Raw genomic sequence first — 14,235 nt, 5'->3', positions numbered from 1 at the left:
ATGTCGTTCAGATAGAATCCCGGTTTTCAGAAGAAGATTCTTTCCGCCATGGCCACACGTGAACGCTCGCCGAAAACGCTCGACAGTCAGGACCGCAAGATCCTCGGCGCACTGCAGAAAAATGCGCATCTTGCCGAGCGCCTGCCCGAGCGACATGTCGAAGCGTTCGTAGATCAGCTTGCGCACGGCATCCGCGTCGACGCCGTCGGGCATCATCACGCCGGTCAGCACGGGGCTGTAGACGGCCGGGTCCGCGCACTGGATCTCGAGGCCCCAGGCGCGCACCGCGCGGCGCGTCGCTTCCGCGAGCCGCTGGTGCCGTGCGAACACGTTGTCGAGCCCTTCGCCGAGGATCATGTCGAGCGCTTCGGCCAGGCCGTACAGCAGGTTGGTGTTCGGCGTGTACGGCCAGTAGCCGTTCTTGTTCGCCTCGATGATCTCGTGCCAGCCCCAGAACGCGCGCGGCAGCGTCGCGTGCTCGCTCGCGGCGAGCGCCTTCGGCGACACCGCGTTGAAGCTGATGCCCGGCGGCAGCATCAGCCCTTTCTGCGAACCCGATACCGTCACGTCCACGCCCCATTCGTCATGGCGGTAGTCGGCGGACGCGAGCCCCGAGATCGTGTCGACCATCAGCAGCGCCGGGTGGCCGGCCGCATCGATCGCGCGGCGCACGGCCGCAATGTCGGAGGTGACGCCGGTGGACGTTTCGTTGTGCACCACGCACACGGCCTTGATCACGTGCGCGGTGTCGGCGCGCAGGCGCGCTTCGATCATGTCGGGCTGCACGCCGCGGCGCCAGCCTTCGATGCCCGGCAGGCCGAGGAATTCGGGCTTCAGGCCGAGCGCTTCGGCCATCTTTTTCCACAGCGTCGCGAAGTGACCCGTCTCGAACATCAGCACGGTGTCGCCGGCGCTCAGCGTGTTGGTCAGCGCCGCCTCCCAGGCGCCGGTACCCGACGCCGGATAGATGATCACCGGCTGCGTGGTCTTGAAGATCTTCTTGATGCCGGCCAGCACCTTGAGGCCGAGCGCGCCGAATTCGGGGCCACGGTGGTCGATGGTCGGATAGCTCATCGCCCGCAGGATGCGGTCGGGCACCGGGCTCGGCCCCGGAATCTGCAGGAAATGGCGGCCGGACGGATGGAAGTCGAGTTGCAGCATGGTCGTTCTGTCTCCTTGGTTGCATTTTGAATTTTGCATGCAAAATACTTTAGCAGAGCGATCCCGGCAAAACCAAGCGCTGATTTCACCGAAAATGCCGGTGTTTACCCGACATTGGCAGGGAGATATTCGGGTCGGGCGAGTTGCAGTAGAATCGCGGGAAGCAAGAAGGAAGGACTTTGCATGCAAGATTTGAATGATCTGGAGCCTGTCGGCACCGCGCCGGCACTGCCGAAACTGGAGCGGCAGCGGCTGCACGACACCGTCGTGGAGCACCTGCGCAAATTCATCGTCGAGGGCGTGCTCACGCCGGGCATGCGGCTGAACGAGCGCGAGCTGTGCGAGACGCTCGGCATCTCGCGCACGCCGCTGCGCGAGGCGTTCAAGGTGCTGGCGGCCGAGGGGCTGCTGGTGCTGTCGCCGAATCGCGGCGCGAGCGTGTACCGGATGAGCGAATCGGAGATCCGCGAAACCTTCGAGCTGATGTCGGGGCTGGAGGCGTTTTCAGGCGAGCTGGCGTGCGAGCGCATCACGCCCGCGGAGCTCGCGGAGATCAAGGCGCTGCATTACTCGATGCTCGCGTGCCGGATGCAGAACGACCTGCCCGGCTACTACAGCCGCAACCAGGAAATCCACGACCGCATCAACGAGGCCGCGCGCAACTCGGCGCTGCGCGCCACGTACCAGTCGATCAACCGCCGGATCATGTCGATGCGGTTCCGCTCGAACCAGCACGTCGAGAAGTGGGATCGCGCGGTGCACGATCACGAGGAGATGATCAAGGCGCTGGAGGCGCGCGACGGCAAGGCGCTCGCGGCGATCCTGCGGCGGCATCTGCTGGAGAAGCGCGACGCGGTGTTGCTGCTGCACGCGGAAGTGGACGCGTAGTCGCACGCCGCGCGCACGCCGTCATGGCGTCTTGACGGCGCGTGCTCAGAACGCCGTGCGCAGGCCGAGCCCGGCCGAATCGCCGTTCCCGTAGCCGCTCGCGCGGTCGCGCATGTAAGCGACGTAGACGTCGGTCCGTTTCGACAGCCGGTAGTCGTAGCCGAGCGCCCAGGTCGTTCGCGACGGGCGGTCGCGTCCGTGGCTTTTCGCGGCCATCACCGATGCGAGCACCGTGCCGAAGCCGAGCGGCACCGCCGCACCCACCTGCCCGCTATGCGTGCCGAGCCCGCCGCCGTCGATCGCGTCGTGCGCGTACTGGTAGAACGCGGTGAACTTCACGAATTTCAGGTCGTAGCCGACGCCGGCCAGCACGGCGTCCTGCTGCGTGAAGCCGGCGATGGAGGTGTTCAGGTCGCCGGGCATCCGGTCGAATTTCGCCTGCTGGAACGCGAGCGTCGCGCTGAACGCGCGGTGCCCGTCATAGGTGACGCTGCCGCCCCACTGGTTCGCGCCCGCGTGGCCAGGCTCGTTGCCGGTCGCGTAGATCAGGCTCGCCTGCAGCGCGTGCTCGCCGGGTGTCGAAACCAGCACCGAATTGCTCCAGCCGTTGTCGCCGACGAGGCCTTGCCCTGCGACGCCCTTGTACATCGGGTTCAGTGCCGGCGAAAAGCCGAACGACGTCGAGAACGGGTTGAAGCGCACGACGGAAATGTAATACGGCGTCGTGTTGCGTCCGGCGCGCAGCACGCCGTATGGCGTCGCGACGCCGACATACGCATTGCGCCCGAAGAACGTATCGCCGCTGAAGCGGCCGGCGCCGCCGTTCGACGGACGCATGAATGCTTCCAGCGCGAACTGCAGCGCGTAACCGCCGCCGAGGTCCTCGCGGCCGGCGATCCCCCAGAAGCTCGTCGTGAAGCCGCCCGAATTCATCGCATACGCGCGCGGCTTGCCGAGACTCTTTTGCGTGCCGACGTAGACGTCGGCCAGCCCGTACAGCGACACGGACGACTGGGCCGCGGCTTCGTCGGCGATCGTGCAGGCGATCAGCGAGGCGCCGACGGCCGACAGCAACCGGCGGTTGACCGCCGGTGCGAGCCGGTGGCGTCGCCCGTTTTTGTTCCGGTTTGAATGAGTAGGCATACTGATCAAATGGTCTGAAGGAAGCGGCTGCGTGCCGACGCTTCGCCGCGTTTCGTTTGCCGACCGACCGACGGCAGGCATCACGCCTGACCGTCAGCCGTCACGAACGTCAGAACGCGTGGCGGATGCCCGCGCGACCCACTGCCTGTTTCTGGTTGCCCGACGGGTTGAAGCCCGCGATCTGCGCGACCGGCGCGTCGCCGGCTGCTTTCTGGAATGCCCCCATCACGTAGACGCTCGTGCGCTTGGACAGCGCGTATTCGACGCTCAGGTTGAACTGGTGATACTTCGGCTCCGCGTTCGTCGCGTGGTCGCGGCCCGTCGTATACGTATAGCCTGCGCCGATCGTCACGGCCGGCGTCGGCGTGACCAGCGTCGACAGCTCGTAGTTCTGGAACGTCGCGTCGTGCCCCGCGCTGCCTTGCTGGAAGTTCGTGTTCGTGAAGTCGGCCAGCACCTTGAGCCATTGCACGACCTGGTACGACGCGCCTACACCGAACACCTTCTGCGCACGCGCCGCATCGAGGTAGTTGCCGTAGATCGCGTTCGTGAAGCCCGGATAGTTCTGGTAGCCCTGCGTCGACACGCCCGGGTTGTTGATCCGCAGATAGCCGATGCCGAAGCCGACCGGGCCCGCCGCGTAGCTCGCGCCGACGCTGAACGTCGCGTTGTCCGAGAAGCGGCCGGGCTGTCCGCCGAATGCATAGAGGCCGCCGAACGTGATGCCCGCGATCGTCGGGCTGCGGTACTTCACCGCGTTCGAGATCGGGAAGCCGTTGTCGGTGTTGTCCATGTCGTTCGGGTGCGCGAAGTAGTAGCCGCCGATGTTGCCGTTCAGCGTGAACGGCTCGACATAGTCGACGATCGAATCCCACTGGCGGCCGAGCGTGAGCGTGCCGAGCTTCGTGTCGTTCAGGCCGACGTACGCGTTGCGCGAAAACGCGAGGCCGCTGCCGAGGCGGCCGGAGTTGATGTCGAAGCCGCTTTCGAGCCGGAAGATCGCGCTCAGGCCGCCGCCGAGATCCTCGGTGCCGCGCACGCCCCAGCGGCTGCCGGCCGTCACGCCCGACGCGAGCTGCACGAGGTGCTTGCCCTGCACGTTCGATACGTAGTCGACGCCGTCTTCGACGATGCCGTACAGCGTGACGCTGCTTTGCGCGTGGGCGGTGGCGGCCGCGGCGAGCGGCAGCGCGAACAGGATTTTTTTCATGATGGTGTTCCGGTGCGGGGTGGTTGAAAGGCGGCGAGCGGTGGCTGGATTCGGTTGCGTGCGAACGGGCGAGATGACGGACGTGCCGCGCACCGCGATCGAACGACGATCGCGGCGGCGGGTGCGGCAGCTAACGGGTGTAACGAAGGAAGGGCGGTGCGCCGCTCAGTCGCGATACGCGCGCAGCAGCGCATCGGCGGCGCGGAAGTCGGGCGTGAGCGGGCGGTCGCGCTGGAGGAACGCGACCTTCGCGCGCAGTGCGCGGTACAGCGGCTGCGTGGCCGGCGCGAGCGTGAACGACGGCTGCTTGCGCTGGCGCAGGTCGATCGCCTGCGCCGCCTCGATCAGTTCGAGACCGAGCAGCGTGTAGCTCGCGTCGATCTGCTTCTGCACGCGCTGCACGACGTCGGGCGCGTTCGTCGCGACGTCCTCGATGCCGCCGGCGACCGGCAGGTAGTCGAGCGACACGGGCATCGCGAGCGATTTCACCGTCATCGCGAGCGCGGTCGGCGGCTTCTCCATCGCGCCGAACGCGTGCACGGTGTCCTCGGTGCCGAGGAAGCGCGAGAGGCCGGTGAGGTGCGGGTCGTTCAGCTTGACGATGCGCTGCGCGGACGCGAGCGCGTTGTGGCCGAGCGCGAGCCCGAGCTGTTCGAACGCGAGCACCCACGGCAGCGGCTCGAAGTTCGCGCTCGGCAGCACCGCGCCGCCGCCGTCGACATAGCCGGCCCCATCCTGCGCGCGGTTCGACTTCGGCGTGACGCCCACCGCGACGCCCGGGTTGTCGTCGCTCGAATTCAGCTGCACCTGCAGCAGCGCACGCGCTTCGTCGGCGGTGCGATCCTCTTCGCCGAGCAGGTAGACGCTGGAGCGGAAGCTGAGCGGATCCTGCAGCGGCCGGTCCGGATCGCGGTTCCACAGGCTGCTGCCCGCGAGCAGCGTGCGCAGGGCGGCGCCCGCGCGCAGCGTGGCCGGGAACGGCCGCAGCGCGAGCGTGTCCTCGCGGAACGGCGACACGTTGCCGTTCAGCCCCTGCAGGCTCAGCGCGAACACGAGCTTCGACACCTGCGCCAGACGCGCCATGTCGGTGAGCGCCAGCGCGCCCATGCCGGCCGAATAAGCGTTGGAGCTGAGGATCGCGAGCGCGTCCTTGCCGTACGGGCGAATCGTCGCGATGCCGGCCGACTTCAGCGCATCGGCAGCCGCGATCTTGCGGCCCTGGTAGTACACGTCGCCTTCGCCGAGCATCGCGAGGCCGACGTGGCTGAGGATCGTGATGTCGGCTTCGCCGATCGAGCCGTCCGCCGGCATCGCGGGCGTGACGCCGCGATTGAGGAACTGCGCGTACGCATCGACGATCGCGGGCTGCACGCCGGCGCCGCCGTCGAGCATCGCGTTCAGGCGGGCGGCCATCGCGGCGCGGGCCACGCGCACGCTCATGTCGGGGCCGACGCTGCCCGAGTGCGCGTGGATCAGCCCGATGTTGAAGCGCGTCGACGCGTCGATGACCTCCTGGCTCAGCTTGCCGTGCGCATCGACCATCTCGCGGTCCTTGTTGAGGCCGACGCCGACCGTCAGACCGTAGATCTGCTGGCCGGCCGCGGCGGCCTTCAGCAGCACGTCGTGCGCGGCGACGACCCGCTGGCGGGCGGCCGGCGCGATCGACACGGCTTCGCCGTCGGCGATGCGTGCGATCGATTCGGGCGTGACGGACCTGCCGTCGAGCGTGACGTCCGCGAAGGCCGGGACGGCGGCAAAAAGCGCGAGCGCGATCGCGCTCCGCATGAGGAAGCGTTGCATGAAGCGGTTCTCCGAATTCAGGCGTGACGTGACGTGGAAGACAGCGCGGCGATCGACGCGAGCGCGATGACGCTCGCGACCATCACATACCAGGCGGGCGCGAACGGGTTGCCGGACCGTTGCGTGAGCCACGCGAGAATCGCGGGCGCGAACCCGCCGAAGATCGTCGTGGCGATGTTGTAGGACAGCGACATGCCGGTCGCGCGTACCTTGGTCGGGAACAGCTCCGACAGCGCGGCGGGCGCGACGCCCGTGAAGATCGCGACCATCACGCAGAACGCGCTCTGCACGACGATCAGCGCGGCGAGCGTGTGCACGTCGGCGAGCCAGTGCAGCAGCGGATACACCGACACGAGCATCAGCACGGCGCCGGCCGTCAGCACCTTGCGCCGGCCGAAACGGTCGGACCAGCTCCCGGCGCACACGCAGGTGACGGCCATCAGGCAGTTGCCGACCAGCGACGCGATGAACGCGTCACGCCCGTCGAAGTGCAGCGCGCGCTGCACGTGCGTCGGCATGTAGATCACCAGCGCATACACGCACACGGCCCACAGCACCGAGAACCCGGTGCCGACCACGAGCGCGCGCGGATAGTCGCGCACGACCTGCAGCAGCGGCGCCTTGCGTTCGGCCGGCGCATGCGCGGCGCGTGCCATCTCCGCGCGGAAATGCGGCGTTTCGTCGAGCGTCTTGCGCAGCCACAGGCCGACCGGCGCGATCGCGAGGCCGAGGATGAACGGGATCCGCCAGCCCCAGTCGCCGATCTGTTCGCGCGACAGCGTGAGCGTCACGCCGGTCGCGACCAGCGCGCCGAGGATGTTCGACGCGGCCATGCTCGCCTGCAGCCATGACGCATAGCGGCCCTTCTTGTCCGCCGGCGCGTGCTCGATCAGGAACGCCGCCGCGCCGCCCACTTCGCCGCCGGCCGAGAAGCCCTGCAGCAGGCGGCCGCACAGGATCAGCAGCGGCGCACCGACGCCGATCGCCGTGTACGGCGGCGCGAACGCGATGATGCCGGTGCCGGCCGCCATCACGAGGATGGTCAGCGTCAGCGCGGCCTTGCGGCCCGCACGATCGCCGTACACGCCGATCGCGAGCGCGCCGAGCGGCCGCGCGATGAAGCCGATCCCGAACGCCATGAACGCCTCGACCAGCTCGGTGCCCGTGTCGCCGCGATGGAAGAAGTTCTGCGCGATGTACACGGCAAAGAATGCGTAGACGGAAAAGTCGTACCACTCCAACGCGTTGCCGATCGACGCCGCGGCGATCGCGCGCCCGGCACTCGAGGTAGGGGGCGACACGGCGTCGGCCGTGTCGAGGGGAACCGCGGTTTGCTTCACTTCGATCTCCTGTCCTGTCGTCGTGCGAGCCGGCCGTTACAGCCGGATATGCGGAATCTGCTTGCGTTGCGCTTCGTCGAGCGCTTCTTCGTAGCCGGCGTCGGCATAGCGGATCACGCCGAGCGCGGTGTCGTTCGTCATCGACAGCGTCAGCCGCTCGTTCGCGGCCGCGCTGCCGTCGGCGACGACGGTGATGCCCGCGCTCGTCATGTAGCCGCTGTAGCCGCCGCCGCCCGAATGGATCGCGACGAGATCGGCCATTGACGAGCAGCTCATCATCGCGTTCAGCAGCGGCCAGTCGGCCACCGCGTCGGAACCGTCGCGCAGGTTCTCGGTCATGATGTTCGGGTGCGCCATCGCGCCGGCGTCGAGGTGGTCGCGCGTGAACGCGACCGGCCCGGCCAGCACGCCGTCGCGCACCATCGCGTTGACCGCCAGCGCGAGCCGCGTGCGTTCGCCGTGGCCGAGCCACGCGATGCGTGCCGGCAGCCCTTCGAACGGCACGCATTCGCGCGCCTTGCGGATCCAGTTCGTGACGATCCGGTTGTCCGGGAAGTGTTCGAGCAGGTAGTCGTCGATGACGCGGATGTCGTTCGGGTCGTTCGACAGCGCGATCCAGCGGAACGGGCCGATCGCGCGGCAGAACAGCGGGCGCAGGAACGCTTCGGTGAACACCGGAATCTCGAACGCGCGTTCAACGCCACCGTCTTTCGCATGCGTGCGGATCAGGTTGCCGTTGTCGAACACGATCGCGCCGCGATCCTTGAAGCCGAGCATTGCTTCGACGTGCCGCACGATCGACGCGCGGCTCGCGTCCATCAGCTTCGTGCGGTCGCTGTCGCGCAGCGCACGCACTTCGTCGAGCGTGTAGCCCGACGGCACGTAGCCGTACACGAGATCGTGCGCGGCCGTCTGGTCGGTGACGATGTCGGGCACGACGCCGCGCGCGAGGATCGCCGGGAACACGTCGGATGCGTTGCCGAGCAGGCCGACCGAGATCGGTTCGCGCCGGGCCTGCGCATCGCGGATCAGCGCGAGCGCCTCGTCGAGATCGCGCGCCTGCCGTTCGAGGAAACCGATCTGCAGCCGCTTGTCGATGCGGGTCTGGTCGATCTCGACGACGAGCGTCGCCGCGTTCGCCATCCGGCCCGCGAGCGGCTGCGCGCCGCCCATGCCGCCGAGGCCGGCCGTCAGGATGAAGCGCCCGCGCAGGTCGTTGTCGAAATGGCGCTCGGCGATCCGCGAGAAGATTTCGTAGGTGCCCTGGATCACGCCCTGCGAGCCGATGTACTGCCAGTCGCCGGCCGTGAGGCCGCCCCAGCAGATCAGGTTGCGTCGCTCCAGTTCGTAGAAGTGCTCGGCTTTCGCCCACTGGCCGATCAGGTTGCAGTTCGCCATCACGACGAGCGGTGCGCTCGCATGCGTGCGCAGCAGCGCGACGGGCTTGCCGGACTGCACGACGAGCGTCTCGTTCTCGTCCATCGTCTTCAGCGTGCGCACGATCGCGTCGTGCGATGGCCAGTCGCGTGCCGCGCGGCCGAGCGCCGCGTAGACGATCAACTGTTCGGGATCCTCGCCGACGGCGAGTACGTTCTCGAGCAGGCGCAGCAACGCTTCCTGGCGCCAGCCCTTGCAGCGCAGCGTGGTGCCCGAGGTCACTTCGAAGGTGCGGTTCGTCTGGTTCGTCATCGTGCCCCCCGTTCAGCGTGCGAGCGCATAGTCGGCGATCGAGATGCCGAGCGCGGCTTCGACCGGCGGATACACGGCGGGATCGAACACCGACGACGACAGCGGAATGTGCGCCTTCGCCACCCGCAGCACGTGGATCTCCATCCCTTCCTTCAGCTGGCCCGCGCTGACGGGGCGGCCTTCGGCATCGAGCGTCGTGATCACGTCCGGGTAGGTCGCGATCCGTTCGCCGTGCGCATCGTCCACCGCCATGTGTTCGTTCATCACATGAATGACCGCGCGCTGCGTGCCGCTGCCGAGGTAGACGAGACCCACGTCGAATGCTTCGCGCGTGTATTCGAGCGTATTGCGCTCGACCTTGCCGCTCGCGATGATCTCGCCGTGCGTGGCCGCGCAGATCGCGTCGATCACCGCGCTGCCGCCGCGCCGCTCGGCGTCGATGATCGCTTCGCCGAGCGCGAGCGCGCGGCTGATGCCGCCGAGCGCCGCATGCTGGCGCACGTACGATGCGCGAATCGGGTTGCGGCAGCTCGCGATGAAACCGCCGGCCATGTCGGCCGCCTTGCGCAGCACCGGCGACACTTTCGCGGTCGCGCCGCGCACGACCACTTCCATGTACGCATGGTGTTCGCGGTTGCCGCCGGCCGCCGCCTGGATCATCGGCGCCGTGCTCGACGCGAGGCCGAGCGAGCCCATGTCGCCGGTCGGATGCGCGCGGATGTCGCCCACCGCGTCGACCACCTTGGTGCCGAGCAGCGCGGACGGCAGCCACGCGTTCAGCGTGCTCGACATCCCGTTCTGCCCGATGATGAGCCCCGCGAGCGGCGCGCCGAGCGCGTCCTGCACGAGCTGCGCGGCCTTCACGTAGTCGGCGCCGAGCATCTGCCAGTCGGTGAGACCGCCCGGCGCGCCGATCGCGGCGGCCGTGGCGATCCACGCGTCGTCCGGCAACTCGTCGATGCTCACCAGTTCCGGGCGGCCGATCGTGACCGCGAGCGTGCCGAGTTCACGGCCGTGGTCGGCCCAGCCGCCGCCGCCGCATGCGAAAACCGAACCGCCCTTGACGGCGGCTTCGACGTCCTTCGAAGACAGAATGCGTCCCATGTGTCGTTTGTCCTGAGAGGGGAAAAAGGCCCGTACGCGCCGGCCGGAAAGCCTTGTGTGGCGGTACTGTCCAAACGATTCTAGGGACGCCGAATATTGAGCGTTATTGCTATTTTATGGAGACTTCATAACGCCATGTTAAGCGTAGGGTAATCCCGGTGACGCTCGAGCGACGGATGGCGAACGGCGCAATCCGCCACCGTCGGTACTGCGCCGAAACGCAGGCCGGACAACGGTTTCAGCCTGTTCGGGCAACGCAATTCACGCGGGGGCGGAGAGTGCGTGCAGCGTGTCGATGAACTCGTGCGCGAGGCGCGACAGCGGTGCGAGCACCGGGTGCAGCACGCTGACCGGCGCGGAAATGGTCGGCACGATCGGCTTCACGACGATCTGCGGCCACACGGGGCCTGCGACCGTCAGTTCGTCGATCAGCGCGATGCCGGTGCCGGCCTGCGCGAGCGCGCACGCGACGTGCGCCTGCTGCACTTCGATCTTCACCTGCGGCACGAGCCCTTCGTCGCTGAACAGCCGCCGCACCAGTTGCCCGAGCGGGATGTCGCTGCCATAGCCGATCAGCGGCTGGTCCGCGAGATCGCGCACGGCGAGCGTCTTGCGGCGCGCGAACGGGTGCGACGCGGGCACGGCCGCGACCATCCGGTTTTCATAGAGACGCTGGCTTTCGACGTTCGGGTGCGTGTCCTGCAGGAACGCGATGCCGAGCTCGACCTGCTGCGTGAGCACCGCCTGCAGCAGCACGCTCGGGATCATCGTGTGCAGGATGATGCGCACGTCGGGAAAACGTTCGTAGAACGCGGCAATCGCGCGCGGCAGCAGCGATTGCCCGAGATTGGGGCTGCACGCGATGCGCAGGTGGCCCATCCGGTTCTCGATCAGGTCTTCCGCGATTTCGTTGACGCGCTGCACGCCCTGGTACACCGCATTCACTTCGACGAACAGCCGCTGCGCTTCCGGCGTCGGGTAGAGCCGCCCCTTGATGCGCTCGAACAGCGCGAGGCCGAGCCGCTGCTCGGCATACGAAATGAGCCGCGAGACGGCCGGCTGCGATACGTGCAGCAGCTTCGCGGCGCCGCTGATCGAGCCGGTCAGCATGATGGCGCGAAACACCTCGATCTGGCGCAGGTTCAGACGCACAGCCTTAACTCCATGTTATGTGGGGGCGATAAATCGGCATGAGACATTCTGGCAGAGCGCTGCCTAAACTGCTCGTGATCAAAAAAGCAGGAGGCGCAGATGAGCGAATTCGAACAGGTGGTGCGCGGCCGGTTGGTCGATGCGCGCGAGGTGGTCGACGACGGCTGGCTCGCGATCAGGCACGGGCGGATCGCCGCACGTGGTACGGGGGTGCCGCCGGCGGCGCGCGACACGATCGATGCGCGCGGGCAGTGGGTGCTGCCGGGCGTCGTCGACGGGCAGGTGCATGCGGCCAGCCAGGCGAACCAGGAGGGGCTCGGTCACGCGTCGCGTGCGGCCGCCGCCGGGGGCGTGACGGTGATGGTCGACATGCCGTATGACGATCCGGAGCCGGTCGCGTCGCGCGCGCAGCTCGACCGCAAGATCGCGGAAGCCGAGCGCGATTGCCACGTCGACGTCGCGCTGTACGGCACGCTCAACGCGAAGCACGGCCTCGATGCGGCGGCCGGGCTGATCGACGGCGGCGTGTGCGCGTTCAAGTTCTCGACGTTCGAGGCGACGCCCGGCCGGTTCCCGCGCGTCGAGGAGGACGTGCTGTACGACGCGTTCCGGCTGATCGCGCCGTCGGGCCTCGCATGCGGCGTGCACAACCAGATGCAGGACATGACGCGCAAGAACATCGCGCGGATGATCGAAGCCGGCGACACGGGCTGGGACGCGTTCCTGCGCGCGCATCCGCCGCTGATCGAGAACCTCGCGACCGCGCTGATCTACGAGATCGGCGCGGAGACGGGCGCCCGCGCGCACGCGGTGCACGTGTCGACGTCGCGCGGCTTCGAGCTGTGCAACCTGTTCCGGCAGGCCGGGCATCGCGCGAGCATCGAGACCTGCGTGCAGTACCTGATGCTCGACCACGAGACGCACACGAAGCGCTTCGGCGCGAAAACCAAGCACTACCCGCCGATCCGGCCGCGCGCCGAGCAGGATTTGCTGTGGACGCACATCGCGCGCGGCGAATGCACGTTCGTGTCGTCGGACCACGTGAGCTGGGGGCTCGAACGCAAGGGCGACCCGAACGTGTTCCGCAACGCGTCGGGCGGCCCGGGGCTCGAAACGCTGCTGCCCGCGTTCTGGACCGGCTGCGAACAGCATGGCGTCGCGCCGACGCGCGTGGCCGAACTGCTGGCGACGAACCCGGCGCGGCATTTCCTGCTCGATGACCGCAAGGGATCGCTCGACGTCGGCGCCGATGCGGATTTCGTGATCCTCACGCCGGAACGTTACGCGTTCGATCCGTCGCGCAGCCTGTCGGCCGTGCAGTGGAGCGCGTTCGAAGGGATGGAATTCACGGTGCGGATCGCCGCCACCTACTGTCGCGGCGCGCTCGTGTACGACGGCGAGCGCATCGTCAACCCGGCAGGCTCGGGCCGCTTCCTGAAGCCGCACGGCAGCCGGTCGATCGCTACGCAGGAGCACGCATGAATCCGACGGATTTCCCTTTCCCGCCGCTGAACGCCGAACGCCTGAACGCGCGTGTCGAGCAACTGGCGCGCTTCACGCGGCCCGACGTCCCGTGGACGCGCCGCGCGTTCTCGCCACTCTTCACCGAAGCGCGCGCATGGCTCGCCGCGCAGTTCGCCGAAGCCGGCCTCACGGTGTCGATGGACGCGGGCGGCAACCTGATCGGCCGCCGCGAAGGCAGCGGCCGCTGTACGAAGCCGCTCGTCACGGGGTCGCACTGCGACACGGTGGTCGGCGGCGGCCGCTTCGACGGGATCATCGGCGTGCTCGCGGGCATCGAGGTCGCGCATACGCTGAACGAGCAGGGGATCGTGCTCGACCATCCGTTCGAGGTGATCGACTTCCTGTCCGAAGAACCGAGCGACTACGGCATCTCGTGCGTCGGCAGCCGTGCGCTGTCGGGCGTGCTCGACGCCGGCATGCTGCGCGCGACGAACGCCGAAGGCGAAACGCTCGCGCAAGCGCTGCGCCGCATCGGCGGCAATCCGGACGCGCTGCGCGAACCGCTGCGTGCGCCGGGCAGCACGGCCGCGTTCGTCGAACTGCATATCGAACAGGGGCCGGTACTCGAGACGCGCGGCTTGCCGATCGGTGTCGTGACCAACATCGTCGGCATCCGGCGCGTGCTGATCACCGTGACCGGGCAGCCCGACCACGCGGGCACGACGCCGATGGACATCCGTCGCGACGCGCTCGTCGGCGCCGCCCACCTGATCGAAGCCGCGCATGCGCGCGCGTCGGCGCTGTCGGGCAATCCGCACTATGTCGTGGCGACGATCGGGCGGATCGCGATGACGCCGAACGTGCCGAACGCCGTGCCGGGGCACGTCGAGCTGATGCTCGAAGTGCGCAGCGACAGCGACGCGGTGCTCGACGCTTTCCCCGAGGCGCTGCTGGCCGGTGCGGCCGCGCGGCTCGACGCGTTGCGGTTGAGCGCGCGTGCGGAGCACGTGAGCCGCGCACGGCCGACCGACTGCCAGCCGCTCGTGATGGACGCGGTCGAACAGGCGGCCACCCAGCTCGGCTATCCGAGCATGCGGCTGCCGAGCGGCGCGGGGCACGATGCCGTGTACGTCGCGCCGACCGGGCCGATCGGGATGATCGTCATGCCGTGCCTGGGCGGCCGCAGCCAGTGCCCGGAAGAATGGAGCGAGCCGCAGCAACTGCTCGACGGCACACGTGTGCTGTATCAAACGCTCGTTGGGCTCGATCGTTCGCTGGCGGGCA

The 14,235-nt window shown here is 68.2% G+C and carries 11 protein-coding genes; 3 read left to right on the top strand and 8 right to left on the bottom strand.

The window, feature by feature from the left end:
* Positions 1 to 1,161, bottom strand: a 1,161-nt coding sequence (locus G3N93_RS20970; RefSeq protein WP_241026630.1) for an alanine--glyoxylate aminotransferase family protein, incomplete at its 3' end; no start/stop codon positions are given.
* Positions 1,162 to 1,344: 183 nt separating this feature from the next.
* Here G3N93_RS20970 and G3N93_RS20965 point away from each other — a divergent pair.
* Positions 1,345 to 2,049, top strand: a complete 705-nt coding sequence (locus tag G3N93_RS20965; protein ID WP_174943428.1) for a GntR family transcriptional regulator — start codon at positions 1,345 to 1,347, stop codon at positions 2,047 to 2,049.
* A 45-nt stretch (positions 2,050 to 2,094) separates the two neighbouring features.
* Here G3N93_RS20965 and G3N93_RS20960 read toward each other — a convergent pair whose 3' ends face one another.
* The 7 genes from G3N93_RS20960 to G3N93_RS20930 all read right to left on the bottom strand — a co-directional run bounded on the left by G3N93_RS20960 (position 2,095) and on the right by G3N93_RS20930 (position 11,487).
* Positions 2,095 to 3,192, bottom strand: coding sequence for a porin (locus tag G3N93_RS20960; RefSeq protein WP_206133859.1), 1,098 nt, complete (start codon positions 3,190 to 3,192; stop codon positions 2,095 to 2,097).
* A gap of 109 nt (positions 3,193 to 3,301) precedes the next feature.
* Positions 3,302 to 4,402, bottom strand: a complete 1,101-nt coding sequence (locus tag G3N93_RS20955; protein ID WP_174939637.1) for a porin — start codon at positions 4,400 to 4,402, stop codon at positions 3,302 to 3,304.
* A 165-nt stretch (positions 4,403 to 4,567) separates the two neighbouring features.
* Positions 4,568 to 6,202, bottom strand: a complete 1,635-nt coding sequence (gene hutH, locus G3N93_RS20950; protein ID WP_206133858.1) for a histidine ammonia-lyase — start codon at positions 6,200 to 6,202, stop codon at positions 4,568 to 4,570.
* Positions 6,203 to 6,219: 17 nt separating this feature from the next.
* On the bottom strand, positions 6,220 to 7,542 hold the full coding sequence (locus G3N93_RS20945) for an MFS transporter (RefSeq protein WP_174929851.1): 1,323 nt from the start codon (positions 7,540 to 7,542) through the stop codon (positions 6,220 to 6,222).
* Positions 7,543 to 7,578: 36 nt separating this feature from the next.
* Entirely contained in the window at positions 7,579 to 9,231 is a 1,653-nt protein-coding gene (locus G3N93_RS20940; protein WP_206133857.1) for a urocanate hydratase, read from the bottom strand.
* Positions 9,232 to 9,243: 12 nt separating this feature from the next.
* Entirely contained in the window at positions 9,244 to 10,335 is a 1,092-nt protein-coding gene (locus G3N93_RS20935) for a DUF917 domain-containing protein (RefSeq protein ID WP_174929852.1), read from the bottom strand.
* Between the two features lie 261 nt (positions 10,336 to 10,596).
* Positions 10,597 to 11,487 carry a LysR family transcriptional regulator gene (locus tag G3N93_RS20930; RefSeq protein ID WP_174939643.1) on the bottom strand — a complete coding sequence of 297 codons (891 nt, stop codon included), beginning with the start codon at positions 11,485 to 11,487 and terminating at the stop codon, positions 10,597 to 10,599.
* Positions 11,488 to 11,586: 99 nt separating this feature from the next.
* On the opposite strand from G3N93_RS20930, the gene G3N93_RS20925 reads away from it, so the two are divergent.
* Entirely contained in the window at positions 11,587 to 12,969 is a 1,383-nt protein-coding gene (locus G3N93_RS20925) for a dihydroorotase family protein (protein ID WP_206122449.1), read from the top strand.
* On the top strand, positions 12,966 to 14,235 hold a 1,270-nt coding region (locus G3N93_RS20920; RefSeq protein WP_206133856.1), incomplete at its 3' end, for a Zn-dependent hydrolase. The genes G3N93_RS20925 and G3N93_RS20920, both read left to right, overlap by 4 nt.

It is taken from the genome of Burkholderia sp. Se-20378 (assembly GCF_017104665.1).
Classification (GTDB): Bacteria; Pseudomonadota; Gammaproteobacteria; order Burkholderiales; family Burkholderiaceae; genus Burkholderia; species Burkholderia lata.
The sequence above is the reverse complement of the archived record's forward strand: the minus strand, read 5'-3'. Positions and strand labels throughout refer to the sequence as shown.

What these genes read in the sequence shown, in the direction of transcription:
- G3N93_RS20940 (WP_206133857.1), bottom strand. Translation starts at nt 9,231, where the DNA reads ATGACGAACCAGACGAACCGCACCTTCGAAGTGACCTCGGGCACCACG.
- G3N93_RS20935 (WP_174929852.1), bottom strand. Translation starts at nt 10,335, where the DNA reads ATGGGACGCATTCTGTCTTCGAAGGACGTCGAAGCCGCCGTCAAGGGC.
- G3N93_RS20965 (WP_174943428.1), top strand. Translation starts at nt 1,345, where the DNA reads ATGCAAGATTTGAATGATCTGGAGCCTGTCGGCACCGCGCCGGCACTG.
- G3N93_RS20925 (WP_206122449.1), top strand. Translation starts at nt 11,587, where the DNA reads ATGAGCGAATTCGAACAGGTGGTGCGCGGCCGGTTGGTCGATGCGCGC.
- G3N93_RS20955 (WP_174939637.1), bottom strand. Translation starts at nt 4,402, where the DNA reads ATGAAAAAAATCCTGTTCGCGCTGCCGCTCGCCGCGGCCGCCACCGCC.
- G3N93_RS20960 (WP_206133859.1), bottom strand. Translation starts at nt 3,192, where the DNA reads ATGCCTACTCATTCAAACCGGAACAAAAACGGGCGACGCCACCGGCTC.
- hutH (WP_206133858.1), bottom strand. Translation starts at nt 6,202, where the DNA reads ATGCAACGCTTCCTCATGCGGAGCGCGATCGCGCTCGCGCTTTTTGCC.